At 60.8% G+C, this 19,940-nt stretch carries 19 protein-coding genes; 11 read left to right on the top strand and 8 right to left on the bottom strand.

The annotated features are described in order from the left end of the window. The first annotated feature begins 220 nt into the window (after window positions 1-220). Window positions 221-997 (top strand): DUF4396 domain-containing protein, encoded by a 777-nt coding sequence (locus tag BM083_RS18400; RefSeq protein ID WP_089871443.1) that lies wholly within the window; start codon window positions 221-223, stop codon window positions 995-997. 486 nt (window positions 998-1,483) lie between these two features. Next, window positions 1,484-1,822 (top strand): DUF411 domain-containing protein, encoded by a 339-nt coding sequence (locus BM083_RS18395; RefSeq protein WP_245756937.1) that lies wholly within the window; start codon window positions 1,484-1,486, stop codon window positions 1,820-1,822. Window positions 1,823-2,161: 339 nt separating this feature from the next. On the opposite strand, the gene BM083_RS18390 is transcribed toward BM083_RS18395, so the two are convergent. Further along, a complete protein-coding gene (locus tag BM083_RS18390) occupies window positions 2,162-2,530 on the bottom strand; it encodes a hypothetical protein (RefSeq protein WP_089871441.1) in 369 nt (122 codons plus the stop codon). A 206-nt stretch (window positions 2,531-2,736) separates the two neighbouring features. Further along, window positions 2,737-3,459, bottom strand: a complete 723-nt coding sequence (locus BM083_RS18385; protein ID WP_089871438.1) for a ThuA domain-containing protein — start codon at window positions 3,457-3,459, stop codon at window positions 2,737-2,739. 391 nt (window positions 3,460-3,850) lie between these two features. On the opposite strand from BM083_RS18385, the gene BM083_RS18380 reads away from it, so the two are divergent. From BM083_RS18380 to BM083_RS18355, 6 genes are all read left to right on the top strand, one after another. Continuing rightward, window positions 3,851-4,624: an IclR family transcriptional regulator gene (locus BM083_RS18380; protein WP_089871436.1), complete on the top strand. Its 774-nt coding sequence runs from the start codon at window positions 3,851-3,853 to the stop codon at window positions 4,622-4,624. A gap of 98 nt (window positions 4,625-4,722) precedes the next feature. After that, on the top strand, window positions 4,723-5,976 hold the full coding sequence (locus BM083_RS18375) for a mandelate racemase/muconate lactonizing enzyme family protein (RefSeq protein WP_089871434.1): 1,254 nt from the start codon (window positions 4,723-4,725) through the stop codon (window positions 5,974-5,976). Window positions 5,977-6,088: 112 nt separating this feature from the next. Then, window positions 6,089-7,027: a dihydrodipicolinate synthase family protein gene (locus BM083_RS18370; RefSeq protein WP_089871432.1), complete on the top strand. Its 939-nt coding sequence runs from the start codon at window positions 6,089-6,091 to the stop codon at window positions 7,025-7,027. A gap of 157 nt (window positions 7,028-7,184) precedes the next feature. Next, window positions 7,185-8,315, top strand: coding sequence for a mandelate racemase/muconate lactonizing enzyme family protein (locus BM083_RS18365; RefSeq protein ID WP_089871429.1), 1,131 nt, complete (start codon window positions 7,185-7,187; stop codon window positions 8,313-8,315). Between the two features lie 66 nt (window positions 8,316-8,381). After that, window positions 8,382-8,846 carry a universal stress protein gene (locus BM083_RS18360; protein WP_089871427.1) on the top strand — a complete coding sequence of 155 codons (465 nt, stop codon included), beginning with the start codon at window positions 8,382-8,384 and terminating at the stop codon, window positions 8,844-8,846. 67 nt (window positions 8,847-8,913) lie between these two features. Then, complete coding sequence (locus tag BM083_RS18355; protein ID WP_089871425.1) at window positions 8,914-9,753, top strand: NAD-dependent epimerase/dehydratase family protein; 840 nt, start codon at window positions 8,914-8,916, stop codon at window positions 9,751-9,753. A 21-nt stretch (window positions 9,754-9,774) separates the two neighbouring features. Here BM083_RS18355 and BM083_RS18350 read toward each other — a convergent pair whose 3' ends face one another. Next, window positions 9,775-10,791 (bottom strand): SGNH/GDSL hydrolase family protein, encoded by a 1,017-nt coding sequence (locus tag BM083_RS18350; RefSeq protein ID WP_089871422.1) that lies wholly within the window; start codon window positions 10,789-10,791, stop codon window positions 9,775-9,777. 100 nt (window positions 10,792-10,891) lie between these two features. Here BM083_RS18350 and BM083_RS18345 point away from each other — a divergent pair, with 100 nt between their 5' ends. Further along, window positions 10,892-11,929, top strand: coding sequence for an alpha/beta hydrolase family protein (locus BM083_RS18345; RefSeq protein WP_089871420.1), 1,038 nt, complete (start codon window positions 10,892-10,894; stop codon window positions 11,927-11,929). Between the two features lie 61 nt (window positions 11,930-11,990). Here BM083_RS18345 and xacF read toward each other — a convergent pair whose 3' ends face one another. Continuing rightward, window positions 11,991-13,442, bottom strand: a complete 1,452-nt coding sequence (gene xacF / locus BM083_RS18340) for a 2,5-dioxovalerate dehydrogenase (protein ID WP_089871417.1) — start codon at window positions 13,440-13,442, stop codon at window positions 11,991-11,993. A gap of 166 nt (window positions 13,443-13,608) precedes the next feature. Here xacF and BM083_RS18335 point away from each other — a divergent pair, with 166 nt between their 5' ends. After that, window positions 13,609-13,845 (top strand): hypothetical protein, encoded by a 237-nt coding sequence (locus tag BM083_RS18335; RefSeq protein WP_089871415.1) that lies wholly within the window; start codon window positions 13,609-13,611, stop codon window positions 13,843-13,845. Between the two features lie 81 nt (window positions 13,846-13,926). On the opposite strand, the gene BM083_RS18330 is transcribed toward BM083_RS18335, so the two are convergent. Beyond that, window positions 13,927-14,361 (bottom strand): PPC domain-containing DNA-binding protein, encoded by a 435-nt coding sequence (locus BM083_RS18330; protein WP_089871413.1) that lies wholly within the window; start codon window positions 14,359-14,361, stop codon window positions 13,927-13,929. A gap of 118 nt (window positions 14,362-14,479) precedes the next feature. Between BM083_RS18330 and BM083_RS18325 the strand changes: the two genes are divergently transcribed. Beyond that, window positions 14,480-15,310: an SDR family NAD(P)-dependent oxidoreductase gene (locus BM083_RS18325; RefSeq protein WP_089871411.1), complete on the top strand. Its 831-nt coding sequence runs from the start codon at window positions 14,480-14,482 to the stop codon at window positions 15,308-15,310. Between the two features lie 14 nt (window positions 15,311-15,324). Here BM083_RS18325 and BM083_RS18320 read toward each other — a convergent pair whose 3' ends face one another. The 3 genes from BM083_RS18320 to BM083_RS18310 form a co-directional block, all read right to left on the bottom strand. Continuing rightward, on the bottom strand, window positions 15,325-16,458 hold the full coding sequence (locus tag BM083_RS18320) for an enolase C-terminal domain-like protein (protein WP_089871409.1): 1,134 nt from the start codon (window positions 16,456-16,458) through the stop codon (window positions 15,325-15,327). A gap of 163 nt (window positions 16,459-16,621) precedes the next feature. Next, window positions 16,622-18,826, bottom strand: a complete 2,205-nt coding sequence (locus BM083_RS24170) for an ABC transporter ATP-binding protein (protein WP_089871407.1) — start codon at window positions 18,824-18,826, stop codon at window positions 16,622-16,624. Window positions 18,827-18,838: 12 nt separating this feature from the next. After that, entirely contained in the window at window positions 18,839-19,930 is a 1,092-nt protein-coding gene (locus BM083_RS18310) for an ABC transporter permease (protein ID WP_089871405.1), read from the bottom strand. Window positions 19,931-19,940 lie beyond the last annotated feature (10 nt).

Raw genomic sequence — 19,940 nt, 5'->3', positions numbered from 1 at the left:
CTTGCCTTCCGTTTTCAGCAGTCATCGTCTCAAAGTAGTAGCCACCGACCGATGTAGTTTTGGGTTTCTATCCCACTACTCAACACAACAATTCTCTATAGTGTCGGCCACAGGTCGCGAGTACACAGTCAGCAACACGTCTCTCACGACCGTGACGTTTCCCGGTTTGCAATCTGAGCCACAACCTACGTAAAAGAGAAACACGTATGTAAAGACGAGTATGCTCGTCCAGCAGTCGCTCGTCGAGACGACAGTCCCATTGGTGTCCGGTGGCTGGCTGTCCGGCATCGCCAAGCAGATTGAGCACGCGTTCGCCCCAGCACGAGAGGCGATTATCCCGATTCTCTCGAGTCCGACCGTCGTCGGTATCTGGGCCGTACTCGTCCTGGTCTCGGTTGGCGTTCTGTGGTGGGATCTTCGGAAGAACAATCAGGCGATTGCTTCGATGATGCGCGGAGTGTGGTCGCTCGTTGTGCTCTACTCCGGTCCGTTCGGATTGCTCATCTACTGGTACACGGGACGGACGCAGATTTCCCACGATTCGCTGTGGCGACGTGGCTTTCGGTCGACCGCACACTGTTACTCCGGCTGTGGCGCCGGTGAGGTCGTCGGTATTACGCTCGCTCAGGGGATCCTTGCACTTGGGACGGCGTACGTTGCAGGGGTGACGTTCACCTTCGCGTATCTGTTCGGATTCGCACTCACTGTTGGTCCACTCATGCAGGATGGTGTTGGATTCAAAGAGGCGATGGCTGACGCACTCTATAGCGAAACGCCATCGATTACCATCATGGAGATATTCGCCATCGGGACGGATCTGCTACTGGCAAGTCAGGCGCACATGGGTGACATCCTCTTCTGGTCTGCACTTGCCTTTTCCCTATCAGTCGGGTTTGTCGTTGCGTGGCCCGTCAACGTCGCACTCGTCTATTTCGGCGTGAAAGAAGGAATGAGCAACCCCGCGAAGATGGGATCACAGAGTACAGCAGGCGACTAATCATTCTCGGAGAGAAGTTCGGTGAACGGTTTGTCGTGTCGCTTGTGGAGATGTACGGTGTTACCGGATAACCGATGGTATCTAAGCGACCGACGTCTCTATTATCGCTTTCTCGAGGAGAGTTTAAATACAACGCTATTACGTTACACACGTAGTAACGTAATAGTGGCTTCACATAGTATGGGTCGGAGTGAGAGCTAAGCGGAGAATCGAAGGAAAATATCTGGAACACGGCGGAGAATCACTCAGAAAACACTCGTACCAACCGTCTGCGTGTTGAGAGGCAGTATCAGGAAATAAAGTAAGGCACATATAAAGCGAGCTTCGGAGACGAAAATCAAGACCAATGGTACATCGTCCCACAAGTGATAGGTGTTTTATCTCTTGCCAAGATAGTATAGACGATGCCCATTACACGGCGAACTGCAGTCCGCACATTGGCGACTGCCGGTATATTCGGTGTTGCTGGATGCCTCGGATCGTCCGATGCTCGTAACTGGGAAGTACGCGTCGTACTTGCGTGAAAATATCGACGGGAAACTGACCGAGACCGTCCCCGAAGACATCGTTCGCATCAAAGAGAAGTATAACGTTCCCGAAGACCTGCGTAGCTGTCACACGCTCGTCTTGGAGGACTACGTCGTCGAAGGACATGTCCCGGCACAGGTAATCGGGAAGCTCCTCACGGAGAAACCGGCGATTGATGGCGTCGCACTCCCTGGGATGCCAGCCGGAACGCCTGGTATGGGTGGGACGAAACAAGGACCATGGACTGTCTACGCAATCGGTGGGGAGCAAGCCCAAGAGACGTACGTCGAGCTCTGATTCGGTACTTGGCGGCACCAAGTCTTGGTGTAAATTTCGGCTCAGTCACATGATTCAATCGCCTCTGTCGATTAGTATTGTGCGCTAAGTTCAATACTAACGTCACTCTATCGGCAGTTGATCGAAGCGTTCACAACAACGACGAGGACCGCTCATCCTCAACGTCCGGAACGAAGCTGACTACGAATTGTGTTCGTATTTCTCACTATCTGATCTGAACTCTGACTGCTAGTCTAGCTGTGGATGAGTGGTGAAGTACTACACAAAAAATGCCGCCAGTATTGCTAATAAGCCACACTACACAGCCCAGCGAACGCAGTGGTTGACCGAAGTCGAGACCTACCCGTCCGAGAGCGAATCTAGATTCCCTTTGGAGTCCCAAATTTTCATCAGGAGCGTCGCGAACAGTTCGGTCCGCCGGGGGTGACCGCTTTCACCCGTCTCGTCGAGAGGGCAGTCTCGAACGAGTGTCGCGAACTCGCTCGTGTGAGTCAACCGTTCGACGGCGTCCGGGACGTCGATGGTGAGTTCGTTGTCGTCGTCGGTTTGGAGCCACGCGGTACTCGCTTGTGCGTCAGTATATGTGAGCGTGTACGTCTCGCCACCGACGAGGTCGGCGACGGCAGCCATCGACCCGACTTCGATCCGTTCGTCTTCGTGGACCAGAGAGAGTTGTCCGTCGTCGACCACTGTTTCGTAGCGAACCATATCCTGATGTCTACTCCACCAGATGGGAGACTCGGATATAAACGGTGGGGTCACCATCGAGAGACGTCGACCGGAGCGAAGCTATCGACTTCTCAGTGTTAGCTCCGTGTTCGCGACGTGGGAACAGAAGGCGGAGCCATGAGGAAGCGACCCGACGATTACCCCAGTCCGACGACAGCGCCGACGGGGTGTTGGAGTCGGGGCTCTTACTCTTCGAGTCGTTCGATGGAGTCAACTTCTCCCCACCGCACTGTCGCTCCCTCGTTCGGCGCCGCCCAATCGACCGCGTTACAGATCACTCTTCGAACCTCCGACTGGTAGAAGATCGGATACGCTTCGTGGCCCGGCCGAAACGCGAAGATGCGACCGCGACCACGGCGGTAACAGACACCCGAACGGAACACCTCTCCTCCTTCGAACCAGGAGATGAACACCGTTCGGTCCGGTTCCGGGATGTCGAACGGTTCCCCGTACATCTCGGTCGATGGAATCTCGAAGTACTCGTCTAAACCGTCGGCGATCTGATGGCCCGGATCGGCCACCCATATCCGCTCGGTTTCACCCCCGTGTCGATACTTGATTCGACAACTCGTTCCCATGAGCCGTTTGAACGGTTTCGAGTTCTTCCCCGAGTGCAGTGGGACGAACCCCATCCCCTCGTGTACACGCGCGACGACGCGATCTGCAACGTCGTCGTCGACTTCGTCGTTCGCACAGTGGGACCACCAGACGAGGACGTCGGTTTCGTCGAGGACAGACTCGGAGAGGCCGTGCTCCGGTTCCTGGAGTGTGGCCGTCTGGACGCTGTATCGATCCGCTTCGAGAGCGTCGGCGACCGCACCGTGGATACCGTCGGGATACCGGTCTGCAACGTCTGGTTCCTCTTGTTCGTGAACGTTCTCGTTCCACACAGTGACATTGATCGTCATTGGTGCTTCCTCATCGAAGCGGTGTACGTGTCGGGGTGGTATTACAGTTATTGTGTCGGGCGTGCCTACGCTCGACGTGATAGCGGTTTGACCAGACCGCACGAACCGCCTTCGTTCGTCTAGAGAGAACGTGGGTGTTACATCTGTAGTGCTGTAACGCTGAGCGTGAACGATTCTCTTCGATCCGACTGTTTCCCCGAGTGTGCCAAACAACCGCAAGCGGCGTGTCTCGCTATGGGGTTGACTGCGAGGCTAGTCTGGTGGGAGTGCCGTACGGAATGATTCCACCGATCCGAATCTGCGTACTGCGTACTACGTATCATCGAATCACCACATCATCGGTTCCCCTCTCGGGAACAGGTTTAAGTAAGTGTAACAGCGAAGCTAGCATATGCCACCCCAAACGGGAAACAGGCCCGGTCGAACGATTCGGTCCGTGAAGATAGCCTTCAATATCATCGAGGTTCTCAAGGACCAGAACGACGTCGGCGTGACCGAGTTAGCAAACGAACTGGGGCACTCGAAGAGCACCATACACAGCCACTTGCGAACGCTCGAAGAGATCGAGATACTGGTTCGCGAGGGCGACGGCTACCGACTGAGTCTCCAGATTCTGGATATGGCGAATCACGTCCGCGACCACGCAGGCAACTACGAAGTCGTTCAGAACGAGGTAGAGTCGCTCGTAGAAGAGACGGGAGAGATCGCCCACTTCGGAATCGAAGAGTACGGTCAAGTCGCCTATCTGTGCAAAGCGACAGGTGAGCAGGCCGTCGAAACTGCTTCACGCGTCGGGACTCGACAGCCGATGTACTCGACTTCGCTCGGGAAGGCGATACTCGCCTATCTCCCTGACAGCCACCAGGAGGCAATCGTCGACACGATGGAGTTCGTCTCGAAGACGCCGAAGACGATTTCGTCTCGCGAAGAACTGTACGCCGAACTCGACCGCATCGCCGAACAGGGCTACGCGCTTGACGACGAGGAGAACATCGAAGGGCTTCGCTGTGTGGCTGCGCCGGTCAGAAACGGACCGAAAGTGCTCGGCGCAATCAGCATCTCCGGTCCGTCCAGTCGGTTCACCGACGAACGTCTTCACGGCGAACTCTCCGACTCGGTCCTCCGGGCGGCGAACGTCATCGAACTCAACACGAAGTTCTCGTAACGTCCTTTGACGGACCACCGCTCGTCTCTCTCGTCTCTTTCGGGCACTGCTCTCCGCGACCAACGTGATTTATACCGCTGTGTTTGTATGTGGCTGCCATGGAGATTGCTGACATCCGTGGTTACGCGCTCTCGTCGCCGATCACCCCACCACAGCACCGTTCGTTCTCGGGTGGAACGCGTTTGCTCCACAAACGAGACGTGGTGCTCGTCGTCGTCGAGACGCGAGACGGAGAGCGAGGTGTTTCGACGGCCGGTGCGAGTAGTTCTGCGATGCGTGAGTACTTCGAAGGCGACTCACAGGGGACGTTCGCCGACCTCGTCAACGGCCCCGTGGCCGACGCCTTAGAGGGCGAAACGCTCGCACACATCGCCGATGCACACGACCTGATTGCCGATGCCGGACTCCCGTCTCACTTGCAGAACGAAGCGATCTCGGCTATCGACGTCGCGTTACACGATATCCGCGGGAAAGAGGTAGGTGCACCGATCTACGAACTTCTCGGCGATTCGGATGATCCCGATGATCCCGCCCCGACCACCGAGATACCGCTCTACGCGAGCGCGGGGATGTACATGGAACCAGATGGCTACGCCGAGCAGGCGGCGACGATAGCGGATCTTGGGTTCATGGGCTACAAGTATCGCCCGGGTATCGGCCCCGACGCCGACCGCCGAACGGTCGACCTCCTCTCGGAGACGCTCGACGAGACGGAGTTCATGCTCGACGTACACACGTGGTGGAAGGTTCGTGACGCCTACGACCGAGAGACCGTTCGCGAACTGGTCACCCACGCGGCAGACCGGGGCGCGTACTGGATCGAAGAACCGGTCGAACCGGACGACCGTCAGGGCTACAGAGAACTCGCAGCGACGGGCGCGCCCCTCGCCGGCGGCGAGAGCGAGGAGTCGGCGGCGGGGCTCGTCGAACTGGGACGTACCGAGGCCGTCTCGTTCCTACAGGGTGACGTTCGCCACCACCAAGGGTACACGGGCTGTTGGGACGCAGTCGAGTTCTGTCACGGGCGAGACGTCGAGTTCGTCCCCCACAACTTCGGGACGTGGGTCGGTCTCCTCGCGAACGCTCATCTCGTCGCCGCCGCACCCGACGTTCGTCTGCTCGAATACCCTGTGTTCGAGAACGACCCAGTACTCGACGCTGAGCAAGACCCCGGAATGTATCCCTTCGACTTGGCTTTCGACATTATCGAGGGGCAGCCATCCGTCTCCGACGGTGTACTGACCCTGTCCGACGACCCGGGTCTCGGTCTCGACGTCGACCTCGACGTCGTAGAGGAGTACCCCTTCGTCGACGGTCCGTGGACAGAGTTCCGATACGAAGACGACACCTGAAGCAAACAACGTCCCGTCGCTGTACAGCGTCGGCCGCGGCGCTCGCGTGGTGACGTGTGCGAACTGTTGACGGTCGGTGGTTTTTTAAACTGATACGTACATATCCTCTTTGATGCCGCTAGCAGTAGACGAGGTTAAGGACCGTCTGCGGGGTGTCGCCGCCGGACTCCTTACACCGTTTGACGAAAACGGAGAGATCGAACACTGGAAGATCGAGGAGAACGCACAGTCGCTCTACGACAGCGGCTTACGTTCGTTTCTCGCCGCCGCCAACATCAGCGAGTATCACTCGCTCACACAGAACGAACGTGTCGAGGTGACGGAGGCGGCTCTCGACGGACTCCCTTCCGACGCCTGTGTTCTCGCCGGCGTCGGTGGGAGTACGGCGAGTGCACAGGAACTGATTCGAGCGTACGACCGTCTCGGAGTCGACGCTCACATGATCATGCCACCCGATCACACGTACGTCCACGAACAAGGGCTCCTGGATTACTTCGACGACTTAGCGTCGGTGACGGAGACACCGTTCGTCCCGTATATTCGAGCGTTCGAACCATCGGTCGACTTCCTGGCCGACCTCACTCAACTCGAGAACGTCGTCGGGGTCAAGTATGCGATCAAAGACCCCGTCAAACTCGGTGCCGCGGTCGCCGCCGGTTCCGACGACGTCGTCTGGGTCAACGGACTCGCAGAGCCGTACGCGGTTAGTTTCTGGGGAGAGGGTATCGAAGGGTTCTCCGCCGGTGTGAGCAACTTCCGCCCCGAAGTCGGACTCGAACTGTTCGACGCACTCACCGCCGGAGACTGGGAACGGGCCCGCAAACTCCGAAACATCTGTCTCCCGTACCAGAACTTCCGTGACCGGACCGGACAGCGCAACACGCTCGAAGGTGCAATCAGCGTCCCGGCGGTCAAGAAGGGCCTCGAACTCGCCGGATATCACGGCGGAAACGTTCGAGAGCCGATACGCTCACTGTCACCGCAAGAGGCGGACGAGGCAGAGGAGATCTACTACCAGTTGGACGACGATATTGACCATCTCGTTCACTGATACGGTATCGGAGTCGGCGGTCGCGACGCAACCAGCCAGTGTAGGGGCCGACACCTCTATTCTGACACACAGTTCTCGATTCGGTAGTGGCGGCGCGGGACGCGCTGTAACTGCGCTACAGCACAAGGTATAACTGGTCTCACTCGGTGAATTCCGTATGAAAATCGACGATGTCGAAGTGATACCGATCAGTTCGACGCGCCCCGAGGGAGAGGGAATCGGTGACGCACGCGGATTCGGTCGAACGCGCGAGACGACACTGTTGCGGGTCGAAACCGACACCGGGACCGTCGGATGGGGTGAAGCGTTCGCACCCGGTCGCATCGTCGACGCTACGTTCGAGGAACTCTTTCGAGACGACGTCGTCGGGATGGACCCCTTCGACGTCGAATCGCTCGCCGACGACGCGTACACCGACTCCTATCACTTCGCCGGCAACGTGTTCAGCCAGAGCGTCGTCAGCGCGGTCGACGTCGCCTGCTGGGACATCATCGGCAAGACGGTCGGTCGTCCCGTCCACCGACTGCTCGGTGGTGAGGAGTGTCAAACGCTCACTCCGTACGCGTCGACGATGTACTTCACGGAGACCGACCGGCCGATCGAAGAGCCGATGCAAGCAGCCGTCGACGAGGGGTTCACGGCGGCGAAGATCAAAATCGGAACGGGAGTCGACGAAGACACCGAACGCGTGCGAGTGGCGCGGGAGGTGCTCGGCGACGACGCGACGCTCATGGTGGATATGAACGGAAACTACCGACCTCGACAGGCGATCAAGACGGCCAAAGCGATCGAACCGTACGACATCACCTGGATCGAAGAGCCAGTACCCCCAGAGAACGACTCCGGCTATCGGGAGGTCAAGCGTCACGTCGACACGCCAATCGCCGCCGGAGAGGCGCATTACGGCCGATTCGAGTTCAAGCACCTCATCGACGACCGAGCAGTCGATATCGTCCAACCCAACCTCGGTCGCTGTGGTGGGTTCTCGGAAGCGCGACTCATCGCGGATATGGCGACTACCGAAAACGTCGCCGTTCGGCCCCACATCTGGAACAGCGCGGTCGGACTGGCCGCCGCCGTCCAGTTCGCCGCGAGCGTCTCTCGCTATCCGAACACGCGAAACGTTCCGGAACCGATGATGGTGGAGTTCGACCGGAGTGAGAATCCGCTCCGAACGGATATCCTGGAGACGCCGTTCGACCCCACCGGCGGCGTCCTCGACGTGCCACAGGAACCCGGCCTCGGCGTCTCTGTCGATGAAGCAGCAGTCGAACAGTACAGGTCGTGAAGCCCCCGGCAGTCGCTCGGTAAAGCGGTAGCTACTTTTAGCTATACTCCCATGACGAATGTGAGCATGCAACGAGCACTCGTCGTCGTAGACGATACTGACGCGCACCGAAAGCTCCTGCAGGAAGCAGCGGAGTTCACGAAGAACACCGACTCGGAACTGGTGCTGTTCTCGTGGCTCACACCTGAGCGAGTCGAAGAGAACTTCGACGCCCTAGAGTCCATCGAACGGATGGAGGGGACGACGTACAGCGAACCTGACGCGCTCGACGCGGCGCGTACGTTTGCACGCGAGTTCGCAAACGAGACGCTCGGACACGCCGAGGGAACCGTGGAGTACGAAATCGCCACCCGTATCGTCGACGACGACGACGTCGGTACCGCCATCCTGGACACTGCAGACGAGAAGGGCTGTGACCACGTCTTCATCGCCGGACGGAAGCGGTCGCCGACGGGAAAGGTACTGTTCGGAGACACTACTCAACAGGTCATCCTCAACTTCGACGGGCCGGTGACGACGATGATGAACTGACTCACGGGGGCCGTCGAAAGACTCGGTGACCCGGTTGTTTTATTATCGAAACGCTCTCGGTATAGGTATGCGCGTCTTAGTCACGGGTGTTTACGGACGCTGCGGCACCGCCATCATCGACCATCTCCACGACCGAGAGGAGTACGAGTTCACGTACTACAACCGTTCGGACCGGCCCGACGACCATCCGTACGGCGGCTACGACACCGTCGTCGGCGACATCTCCGAATACGAGAAACTGCGTGATGCCTTCGAGGGGCAGGACGCCGTCGTCCACCTCGCGGCGTACCCCTTCACCGACGGCGAGTGGATGGACATCTTCGAACCGAACATCCTCGGGATGTACAACGCACTGGAGGCGGCCCGAGAGGCGGAGGTAGAGTCGTTCGTCTTCGGGTCGACGAACCACGTCATGGGGATGTACGAAGAAGAGCATAGTCCGGAACTCTACGACCCCGGGTACGGCCTCGTCGTCGGTCACGACGACCCCGTCCGACCCGATTCCTACTACGGTTCCTCGAAGAGTTTCGGCGAGGACCTCGGTCGGTACTACGTCGAGAACTACGAGTACCCCAAGCGGTTCTACGCGCTTCGCATCTGCAGCGTCCGCCACGAGGAGAACGACCATCCCTACGGCGACGCGGAACAGGGTGTCGAAGACGGCGAGTGGGAACGCGGCAGCGACCAGTACGAAGAGGAAGTCGCCCGGATGAAGGCGACGTGGCAGTCGCGGCGGGACTTCGCACACGAGATAGACTGCTGTCTCCAGGACGACTCCGTCGAGTTCGACATCTTCAGCGGTGTCAGCGACAACCGGAGTCGATGGTACGACCTCGAACACGCGCGTTCAAAAATCGGATACAACCCGCAGGACGACGGCAGCGAGTGGGACGAACCGCCGGCGTAACGCCCTCTCTTCACCCTCTTTTCATTCTTCGAGAAGCGGCTTCAGACGCTCGGCGAGGTTCTCGCCCATCCGTATCATCGCGTCGTCCCCGGGGTGGGTGAGGTCGGTCGTGAGTCCGCCGAGACCGTCGAGCACGTCCGGTCCCTCTATCAGCGTGACGTTGTCGTGTGGCGTCTCTCTGACGACGTCTCTGAGCGCCTGACGGAACTGTTCGCAACGTCCGTCTTCGTCCTCACCGTCAAGTACGTCGCGGCCGTTCGGATATATCGTGATGCACGCGACTGGTCTCTCGGGGTGTGCGGCGGCGACGGTGTCGACCAAGTTCGCCGCGCGTTCGCGGAACTCCGCCACCGAGAATCGGTCGACCATGTTCACCGAGATGGCGAGCGTCGCGACGTCCCAGTCGTCACGGGCGGCGATGTGGTCGGCGATTGCGGCGTCGCAGAAGGCAGTCCCGCAGGACCCGAGGTTGAGCAGGTCCGCGTCGAGGCGAGTGGCGGTCTGCGAGACGTACGTGAGGTGTTCGCCGAGTGCGGCCTCCCCTTCGGTAATCGAGGTCCCGTACGCGAGGTAGCGAGTCGACGGTCGCTCTTCGGCGCGCGGCGGGCGCACGTCGCCGTCGACACCGTGGTACAGGACGTGTCCGCCCCGATGTTCACCCGGTAGCCGCAGTCGACAGACGCGGGGGTCGAACGCCAACTCCTCGACTCGGTCGGGGTCGAGACGGCCGAGTTTCTCCGGGAACGTCACCTCGATTTCGGTCGGGTCGGGACCGACGACGAACTCTTCGGGACTCTGGAAGGGGCCCCAGAAGACGCGGACGACACTCTCGCGGACGCGTGTCGAGAGGACCAGACGGACCGTCCCCTCCGGAACGAAACGTATCTCTGCACCCGCCGGATGGCACATCCGGTTCTGTGCACCCTCGTTCAACTCGGTACGGACGTTTTCCGGAACTCGCTGGAGGAGGAGACCGTCGTGGTCGTCGAGCGCTCGCGCTTCTTCGACGTTGTGAAACTCGATGGAGTCGTGTAGCACGGTCGTCTTTCGTCGATACGGACGAAGTATGTTTCGCCGTGACGCGCGAACGAGCGACAGTGACTAATGCGTCGACTCGGAACTCACGATAGAGATTCACATGGACCGGGAGTTCGACCACGACTACACTCGCTGGATGGAAGATGTACTGTCGACTCACGACCGGCCGTTCGCGTACGACGGGGAGACCGGAACGGCGTTCGAAGCGTGGCAGACGAGGCTTCGTGAGGGGTTGCAGTCCGCCCTCGGGTTCCCCGCGATTCGGGAACGCGACGTCTCGGACGCCGCTCTCCGACGTCACGGGACGACGCTCACCGAAGATTTCGAGCGACAGAAGTGGAGTATTCAGACCGAACAGGGGTTCCGCGTTCCGTTTTACCTCCTCTTGCCAGCGACCGAAGACCCGCCGTATCCGGTCGCTCTCACGCTCCACGGACACGCCGAGAGCGGTAAAGAACTCGCCGTGGGGGAGTCGCCGACCGTCGGCGACGAGGAACGAATCGTCGACGAACGACGCGACATCGCTCGACAGGCCGCCGAGCGCGGCTACGCCGCCCTCGTCCCGGATATGCGAGCCTTCGGAGAACTCGCGGACCCGGAGCAACCTGAGGATGGACGACAGTGTACTCGCCTCCAGAAGAACCTCCAACTCGTCGGGCGCACACTCGTCGGAGAGCGCGTCTGGGACGCCCTGAAGTTAATCGAGTTCGTAGAACGTCGCCCTGCTCTCGACGCCGACCGATTGGCCGTCACCGGCCACTCCGGCGGAGGAGTCGTCGCGCTGTACGCGGCCGCACTCGACGAACGGCTCTCGCCCGTCGCCCCGTGTGCCTCGGTGTGTCCGTTCGCCGACTCTCTCGTGCCTATCGATCACTGTGTCTGTAACTACGTCCCCGGAATCCGTCGGGTTGGAGAGATATGGGACATCGCCGGGGCAATCGCCCCACGGCCGCTCCGCGTCGTCGCCGGCGCGGACGACTCGATTTTCCCCATCGACGGGACGGAGCGAGCGTTCGAGCGCATCCGAGCGGTGTACCGCGGTGCCGGCGTGCCGGACGCCTGTGAACTACACGTAGGCGACGGCGGTCACCGCTACTATCCGGCCGGTGTCTGGCCGTTCGTCCGTGCTCATCTTTGAAATCGCTGCTCACGTCTCCTGCCGCCGGCTATCGGGACGACGCTTCGCGTGGCGAGAGCGGTCAGTAGTTCAGATAGACCGTCTTCGTCGACGTGAAGAAGTCGAGTCCGGCGTCGCCCTGCTCGCGGTACGTGTTCGTCGAAGACTGTTTGTAGCCGCCGAACGGGACGTGCAGTTCGAGTCCCGTCGTCTTCTCGTTGACCTTCGCGACGCCGGCCTCGACGTCGTCGACGAAGTGGTTCGCCTCCGAGAGGTCCTGGGTGATGATGCTCGCCGAGAGTCCGTAGTCGACGCCGTTTGCGACTTCTACGGCCTCCTCGAAGTCGGAGACCGAGATTACGGCCAGCACCGGGCCGAATACCTCCTCTTGGGCGATTCGCATCTCGGGGGTCACGTCGGAGAAGACGGTCGGTTCGACGAAGTAGCCGTCGTCGTAGTCGTCGCCCGTGAGTCGCTCACCGCCCGTCTCGAGAGTCGCGCCGTCGTCGATGCCGACGTCGACGTACTCCAGAGTCTCCTCGAGTTCACTCTCGGTGACGTGCGGCCCCATGTCGACGCCGCTGCTGCCGTCGCCGACTTCGAGTGTCTCTGCGTGGTCGACAATCGCGTCGAGGAAGTCGTCGTACACGTCCTCGTGGACGATTGCCCGGGAACAGGCGGTGCAGGCTTGACCGGTGACGCCGAACGCGCCGGTGGCGACGCTGTCGACGGCCATCTCCAGGTCGCCGCTCGGCATCACGACGGTCGGGTTCTTCCCGCCCATCTCACACTGGACGCGCTTGAGGTCGTCTGCGGCCTGTTGTGCGACGCTCGTTCCGACGGCCGTACTGCCAGTGAACGAGACGGCGTCGATGTCCTCGTGGTCGGCGAACACGGACCCGATTTCGCTGCCCGACCCGGTCACGTAGTTCGCGACACCGTTGGGAAGTCCGGCCTCGTCGAGTGCTTCGAACAGCGCCCGAGAGACGCCCGGTGCGACCGATGCCGGTTTGAACACGACGGTGTTTCCGGTGGCGAGTGCAGGCGCGAGTTTCCACGCCGGGATGGCAATCGGATAGTTCCACGGCGTAATCAACGAGACGGTCCCGAGCGGTTCGGGCTTGGTGTAGAGCTGTTTGTTCTCCGCGCTGGCGGCTTTCGCCGTACCGCCGAGGTCACGTGCCTTCTCCGCGTAGTAACCGAAGATATCGATGGCGCGCTGGACCTCACCGCCGGCCTCCGCGTGCGTCTTCCCCTCTTCTGCGGTGAGCAGTTCGGTCAACTCCTCTTTTCGCGATTCCAAGATATCGGCCGTCTCTTTCAGTATCGCCCCGCGTGCCGGTCCCGGAGTGGATGCCCACTCGTCCTGTGCTGCTACTGCAGCCTCGATGGCCGTCTCGGCATCCGCGCTCGTCGCGGACTGATAGGTTCCGACGACTTCGTCCGTGTCTGCCGGGTTTCGGACCTCGAAGGTCTCTCCCGACTCCGACTCTATCCAGTTGCCGTCGCTGTAGATTCCGTGCTCTGTCGACATTTGCGTATGGTAGTGCTAATTCCACCCATACGAATGTTTTGGTGGGGACAAGAACGTGCTCTGTCCGTCGTCTCACGTATCGATACTTCGCGAACCGCTCTCTCGATCGTCCGTCTCTCGCTCGAATCCCAACCGATTTATAGTGTTATTGCGTACCACACTAGCAATGAGCTCCGTACAAGAAACCAGTGAAGCCAACAAGTGGGTAACTCGAAGGCAAGGTGTAATCGGAACTATCACTCACTCGGTGACACTCTGTATCGCGTTGTTCGGTCTCGTCTTGTTCCTCGCCGGATTCGCCATGCAGACTGGAGTGTGGGCCGCGATATTCGCCGTCTGGGGGACGGCACTCGTCCTCTTCGGGGCGACCGTCTACACGCTCCTCTGGTTGCAGCGACGGTAGCCGTCGTTACGGTCGTATCGTTCGTATCGCTCGTTTCGTAACTGTCAACCGACTCTCGTCGAACCGTGTTTTCGAACCTCTCTACCGATGCTGAAGCTGAGACACGTCGTGTTCGCCCGGTCGACGGTGCAGCGACAACCCCTCTACCTTCCGGATCGTGAACTCGCCGAGGACGTTCACCTCGCATCCCTCTTCGAGGTGGCCGCCGACCATCCGCTCGCCGTCGAACGCCGTGACGTGGAGGTGGGGTTCGCCGTCGGCGACGACGCCACCGACGTTCGTCACCTCCCACGCCCCGTCGAGCTGTACGTCGACGTTTCGGTCGGCTTGTTCCTCCGGGAGGTCGGTTCGGTCGACGTAGTGGATGTTGAGGTTGCTGAACGTCGCGATTCCCGAGACAACGACGCCGGTGTCGACGTCGTGGTCCTCGCAGGCATCGGTGAGTGATTCGAGTGCTCGGTCACCGCGGTCGAGACGGACGATAACGTGCCCGTCGTCAGATTCGAACGTTTTCATCGCTTTCTCACTCGTCGGTGCGGCCCCCGCTGTGATAAATGTTCACGTAGGAACTACCGACGACAGGAGCAGACTATCCGACGAAGTAGTTATCTCCCGCGAGGGAGACGGTACGACCATGTCAGACCGCCTCAGCGGAACGACCGCCGTCGTCACCGGCGGCGGCAGTGGAATCGGCGCAGCGACCTGTCTGCGGCTTGCGACGCACGGAGCGTCTGTCGCCGTCGTCGACTGTGACCGCGAGGCTGCCGACACGACGGTAGCCGAGATTCGCTCGCAGACAGATCGGCGTGCACTCGCCGTCAAGACGGACGTCGGCGACGAAGCAGCGGTGAGACGGCTGTCCGAGACGGTCGCCGACGAGTTCGGATCCGTCGACGTACTCGTAAACAACGCCGCCGTTCGCGTCGACCCGCGACCGGTCACCGAAGCCGACGAGGAGAGTTGGGACCGAATCCTCGCGGTGAATCTGAAGGGCGTCGCGTTCTGCTGTAAATATCTGGTTCCGCTCATGGACGACGGCGGCGCTATCGTCAACGTCGCATCGAACGGTGCGACGGTCGCCCGTCCGAACTGGTCGCAGTACGACGCGACGAAGGGTGCAGTCGTCTCGATGACGCAAGATATGGCCTGTGACTACGCCGCCGACGGTATCAGGGTGAACGCCGTCTCACCGGGGTGGGTCATCACGGAGTACCACCTACCCGACGACGAGGCCGCTGCTCGGCGGTTCTTCGAGGAACGGACGACGCCGCACGCGGACGGCCCGGGCGTCCTCAAGCGAGCGGCCGCTCCGAAGGAAGTCGCCGATGCGATCTGCTTTCTGGCCTCCGAGGAGGCATCGTTCGTTACCGCGGCGAACATCCCCGTTGACGGCGGTGTCGCAGCGGTCGGAAAGGGACTCTCGTGGGAATCGTTCGGCGGTTCGGACTCCGACGAGGTGAACTGAATCGGTAGTTCCGGTCAGGCGTCGACCCGGTGCTCGTCGATGAACTCCCAGTCGAACGAGTAGCCGAGGCCGGGTGACTGCGGGACTCTGACGTAGCCCTCGTCGTCGAGTGGGTCGGGTGTCTCCGCTAACCACGGCGTCGCCGCGTCGTAGTCGTACTTCGGATGGAGGAGCCCTCGTTCGTAGTACTCGCCCGGCGTCGCCATCGCACCGAGAAGATGGAGGTTCGGTACGTTCCCACCGTGAACTTCACACGGGACGTTGAACGACTGACAGAGGTGGACCGTCTTGAGCGCCGGTGTAAGACCCCCGACGTCCGCCACACCGACCCGACTGATGTCGGCGATACCGCGTTTGATCCACTCTGCACGCGTGTACATCTGCCCCTCGGCCGTCTCGGGACCGACGATTGGTACGTCGACGTTGTTCGTCAGCCACTCGTACGAAGACATCGAGTGTTCGTCCATCGGCTCTTCAAACCACTTGAAGTTGAGGTCCGTGAGCGCCTGCCCGATTCGTTTCGCCTCCGTGCGACTGTAGTAGTGGTGCGAGTCGAGCATGAGGTCGACGTCCGGTCCGACAGCCTCTCGAACCGCGCGACAGGCGTCGACGACGCGGTCTGGGTCGGCGTCGTACGGCGGCATCCACGTGTGGAGTTTGAGCGCCCGATAGCCTTCTTCGAGTAGTTCCAGCGCGAAGTCGGCGTACGCCTCCGGCGTCCCCAACCCGTCGGGGTCGTCGTCGCCGACCATCGTACTCCCGTAGGCCGGGATTCGCTCTCTGTGTCCGCCGAGCAGTCGGTAGACCGGGGCGTCGAAGTGCTTCCCGGCGACGTCCCACAGAGCACAGTCGATACGACAGACGTTCGAGTCGCTGAAGGTCCCCTTGTGGAGGCGTTGCGACCGGTTGAGTTGCTGCCAGAGCTGTTCTCGTTCGAGCGGGTCCTTTCCGGAGAGATAGTTCGCCGCCAACTCGTTCGCTCGTTCGTCGCCGCCGGTGCAGTAGCCGTCCGGCCCGCCCTCGACGACGACGTGCGTGATACTCCCCGTCTTCTGACGCGGCGGACCGGGGTGGGAGTGTCCCTTCTCGTCGCGAACCTTCGTCGACTGATACGTGAACCGGATGGTCTCGATGTCTCTGATTTTCATCGCTGACTACGTCTTGCCACGGCTGAAGGGGGGTTAAGCGTTTGGCCGAATGACGAGTGGCGGCCACCACCTCGGGTACAGGTTCCGTCACGATAGGAAAGGAGACCACGTGACGGGTGATGAAACAAGTGAAACGGCGTGACAGAACAGCGAGGAAATCAGTTCAGCCGTCGAAACTCTCCTCCTCGTCGACGATCGAGTCGCTGTTCCAGTACTCGTGGTCCTCAAGAGTGCGGAAGCAGGCCGCGCGGTGACTCTCCGCGTCCGAGGCCTGGTAAGACGCGGGGCTGTCCGTCTTACAGACCTCTCGCGCCTCGGGGCAGCGGGTGTGGTAGTGACAGCCACTCGGCGGGTTCGTCGGGTCCGGGATGTCGATGTTCCGTATCGGCGATCCGCCGGTCTGGTCGTCGCCCATTCCGGCCGCGAGTTCGAGTTCTGGCGTCGCCCAGCGAAGCGCCTGCGTGTACGGATGCTGCGGGTTGTGGAGAATCTGCTCGGGCGGACCGATTTCGACGAGTTCGCCGAGGTAGACGACGCCGATTCGACCGCCGGTCTTCTCGGCGATGTACCGGGCGTTCGAGAGGTCGTGACTGATGAACAGATACGACGTGTCGAACATCTCCTGCAGCTGAATCATCAGGTCCATCATCTCGACGCGCAGCGACACGTCGAGTGCGCTCACCGGTTCGTCCGCGAGGATGAGGTCGGGGTTCATCAGCATCGCGCGGATGATGGCGACGCGTTGCTGTTCACCCCCACTCAGTTGGTGCGGGTAGCGCTCGAAGTAGTCCTCCGGCGGAGACATGCCGACGTGGTCGAGCAGTCCCAAGATTCGCTGTTTCCGGTCGTTGCCGTCGAGGTCGTCGTGCCAGCGTTTGAGCGGTTCTTCGAGGCTCGTCTTGACCCGGCGGTGGGGGTTCAGCGAACTCCCGGGGTCTTGGTGGACGATTTGCAGCGAGCGACGTATCTCGCCCCAATCCAGCGTGCCACTCCCGCCCGAGTCGTGGACGTCCCAGATGTCCTCACCGCGGTAGTTGATGCTCCCACCGGTCGGTCGCTGCAGTCCGACCGCCGCCTTGCCGAGCGTGGTCTTTCCGCAACCGGATTCGCCGACGAGAACCACCGCGTCCTGTTCGTAGATGTCGAGAGAGATGCCGTCGACCGCTTTGACCGTCTCGGGGTCGGAGAAGAAGTCGAAGAAACCCTTCTCCTTCTCGAAGTGGACTTCGACGTCGTCCAGCGACACCAACGGTTGGTCGCCGCTTCTGCGCGTCGCTCGGGTCGTCGGACGGTCGATACGGTCTGTCGGGCTTTCGACCGACGTCGACGACTCCGTCATTGGTATCGCGTCGGCCGACTCCTCCCAGTGGTGACAGTGGACGTGGTGGGTGGCGTCGACGTTGTACGCCTCGGGGTCGTTCATCTTGCAGGTGTCGTCCGCGAGCGGACAACGCGGGTGGAACGAACAGCCAGTCGGGACGTTCACCGGGTCTGGGGCACTCCCTTCGACCGGTTGCATCTCGTCTATCGGCGACTCCAAGTTCGGCGTCGACTTCAACAGGAGTCGCGTGTACGGATGCGCAGGCCGCTCCAGCATCTCCTCGGTCGGCCCGAGTTCGGCGACTTCGAAGGCGTACATCACGGCGATACGGTCGGTGAGGTCCGCGATGAGCGGCAGGTCGTGCGTGATGAAGACGATTGTGAGGTCGTACCGCTCCTGAATCTGTTGGAGCAGCGAGATGATCGACCGCTGCATCAGCAGGTCGAGTGCCGCCGTCGGTTCGTCCATCACGAGCACCTCCGGTTCGAGGATGAGACTGAGCGCGATGAGTGCCCGCTGTTTCATCCCGCCGGAGAGTTCGTGCGGGTACGCGTCGAGGACCCGTTCCGGGTCGAGATAGAGGTCTCGAAGCAGTTGCTGTGCACGCTCCATCCCCTCCTCGACGTTGTAGTCGTGGGCGTTCAACGTCTCGATGAAGTGGGTGCTGATCTTTCGGACCGGGTTGAACGAACTCATCGCCCCCTGGAACACCATCGACACCTGTTCCCAGCGGAACTCTTTGAGTTCCTGCTTGTCGAGGTCGAGGACGTCGACGGGCGTCTCGTTCTTGGGGTAATAGGTGACGTCGCCCGTGAGAACGCCCGGGTCCACGATGGCGTCGAGCAACGCAGAGGCGAGCATCGACTTGCCGGACCCCGACTCGCCGACCACGCCCAATACCTCGTTTCGATGGACGTCGAGGTCGACAGAGTCGAGAACACGCGAGTCACCTCGTTCCATGTCGAACGAGACCGACGCGTTCCGTATCTCCATGATCGTTTCGCCTTTCGCCGAACTGCTTTCGTAGTCCGTTTGTGAGATAGTCATGTTGTGTCTCCGTTAGAGTCCACCGACGACATCCGTGTTCGTTCCGTCACCCTCTTCGGGGTCCTCCGTCGCTTCGGTCGTCTTCTCGTGACGCGCCCGGACGCGCGGGTTGAACACTCGGTCGAGCGACTGACCGAGCAGTATCAGCCCGATGGAGATGAACACGATTGCAACCATCGGAACGATGAACCAGTGAAGCGCCTGTGGTCTGTAGTGTGCGCCGGCCGTGTACGCCAGGTTCAGCGTCACCCCCCAGTTGAGGTTCTCGAACGGGAGGATGCCGAGGTAGTACAGCGCGGCCGCCTCGAAGATGACCCGCCGTGCAGCGTTCGTGAGGTTGATGACGACGAACGGCATCAGATGCGGGATGATCTCCTTGAAGACGATCTTCGGCGTCGGGACGCCGATTGCGCGAGCGGCCTCGATGAACGGTTCCTGCCGAAGCGTCAACACCTGCGACCGAATCGCTCGGGCGAGTCCGCCCCACGAGGCGACACAGAGGAGAATGCCGATCACCCACGGGTTGCCGCCGATGGGGAGCAACAGCGCCAGCACCATGACGAGCGGGAACGCCGGAATGTTGATGAACACGTCGGTGATGGAACTCAGCACCGTGTCGGCCGTTCCACCCTTGTAGCCGGCGATACCGCCGACCGTCGTACCGACGATGACCGTGAACAACGCCCCCGAGGTGATCATCTTCAGCATCTCCGGTGTCGCGTTGACTACCTGCGAGAAGAGGTCCCGACCCATGTCGTCGGTTCCCAGTGGGTACGCCCAGTTCTCGAACGGTTGTGCGAGTGCCGGGCCTTCTGCGACGACGGCCTCGTCGACGAGTAGTGGACCGACAGTCCCCATCAGCAGATAGAAGGCGACGATGGTGAACCCGATCCGTGCACGCCAGTCCTTCCAGATGATCGAGACTGGGGCGTAGACGTAGGCGTCGTACAGCTTTCGGTACCGGTCACGACGTGTCTCTTCGTACTGTGAGACGACGTCGAACGGCGAGGTGACACTGCCGCCGTCGGTTCGAGCGTCGCCGTCGTCCGGCGTCTCGGTCGGTTCGTCGTCGCTCAGTAAGTCTTCGATGGTGTGATCAGTCATGGCGTCACTT

Source organism: Halogranum rubrum (assembly GCF_900114455.1).
In the GTDB taxonomy this organism is placed as follows: domain Archaea; phylum Halobacteriota; class Halobacteria; order Halobacteriales; family Haloferacaceae; genus Halogranum; species Halogranum rubrum.
This window is presented reverse-complemented; position numbering and strand designations above follow the sequence as displayed.

Excerpts from the sequence above, each read along its gene's own strand:
- BM083_RS18400 (WP_089871443.1), top strand. The coding sequence starts at position 221 with ATGCTCGTCCAGCAGTCGCTCGTCGAGACGACAGTCCCATTGGTGTCC.
- BM083_RS18395 (WP_245756937.1), top strand. The coding sequence starts at position 1,484 with ATGCTCGTAACTGGGAAGTACGCGTCGTACTTGCGTGAAAATATCGAC.
- BM083_RS18390 (WP_089871441.1), bottom strand. The coding sequence starts at position 2,530 with ATGGTTCGCTACGAAACAGTGGTCGACGACGGACAACTCTCTCTGGTC.
- BM083_RS18385 (WP_089871438.1), bottom strand. The coding sequence starts at position 3,459 with ATGACGATCAATGTCACTGTGTGGAACGAGAACGTTCACGAACAAGAG.
- BM083_RS18380 (WP_089871436.1), top strand. The coding sequence starts at position 3,851 with ATGCCACCCCAAACGGGAAACAGGCCCGGTCGAACGATTCGGTCCGTG.
- BM083_RS18375 (WP_089871434.1), top strand. The coding sequence starts at position 4,723 with ATGGAGATTGCTGACATCCGTGGTTACGCGCTCTCGTCGCCGATCACC.
- BM083_RS18370 (WP_089871432.1), top strand. The coding sequence starts at position 6,089 with ATGCCGCTAGCAGTAGACGAGGTTAAGGACCGTCTGCGGGGTGTCGCC.
- BM083_RS18365 (WP_089871429.1), top strand. The coding sequence starts at position 7,185 with ATGAAAATCGACGATGTCGAAGTGATACCGATCAGTTCGACGCGCCCC.
- BM083_RS18360 (WP_089871427.1), top strand. The coding sequence starts at position 8,382 with ATGCAACGAGCACTCGTCGTCGTAGACGATACTGACGCGCACCGAAAG.
- BM083_RS18355 (WP_089871425.1), top strand. The coding sequence starts at position 8,914 with ATGCGCGTCTTAGTCACGGGTGTTTACGGACGCTGCGGCACCGCCATC.
- BM083_RS18345 (WP_089871420.1), top strand. The coding sequence starts at position 10,892 with ATGGACCGGGAGTTCGACCACGACTACACTCGCTGGATGGAAGATGTA.
- xacF (WP_089871417.1), bottom strand. The coding sequence starts at position 13,442 with ATGTCGACAGAGCACGGAATCTACAGCGACGGCAACTGGATAGAGTCG.
- BM083_RS18335 (WP_089871415.1), top strand. The coding sequence starts at position 13,609 with ATGAGCTCCGTACAAGAAACCAGTGAAGCCAACAAGTGGGTAACTCGA.
- BM083_RS18330 (WP_089871413.1), bottom strand. The coding sequence starts at position 14,361 with ATGAAAACGTTCGAATCTGACGACGGGCACGTTATCGTCCGTCTCGAC.
- BM083_RS18325 (WP_089871411.1), top strand. The coding sequence starts at position 14,480 with ATGTCAGACCGCCTCAGCGGAACGACCGCCGTCGTCACCGGCGGCGGC.
- BM083_RS18320 (WP_089871409.1), bottom strand. The coding sequence starts at position 16,458 with ATGAAAATCAGAGACATCGAGACCATCCGGTTCACGTATCAGTCGACG.
- BM083_RS24170 (WP_089871407.1), bottom strand. The coding sequence starts at position 18,826 with ATGACTATCTCACAAACGGACTACGAAAGCAGTTCGGCGAAAGGCGAA.
- BM083_RS18310 (WP_089871405.1), bottom strand. The coding sequence starts at position 19,930 with ATGACTGATCACACCATCGAAGACTTACTGAGCGACGACGAACCGACC.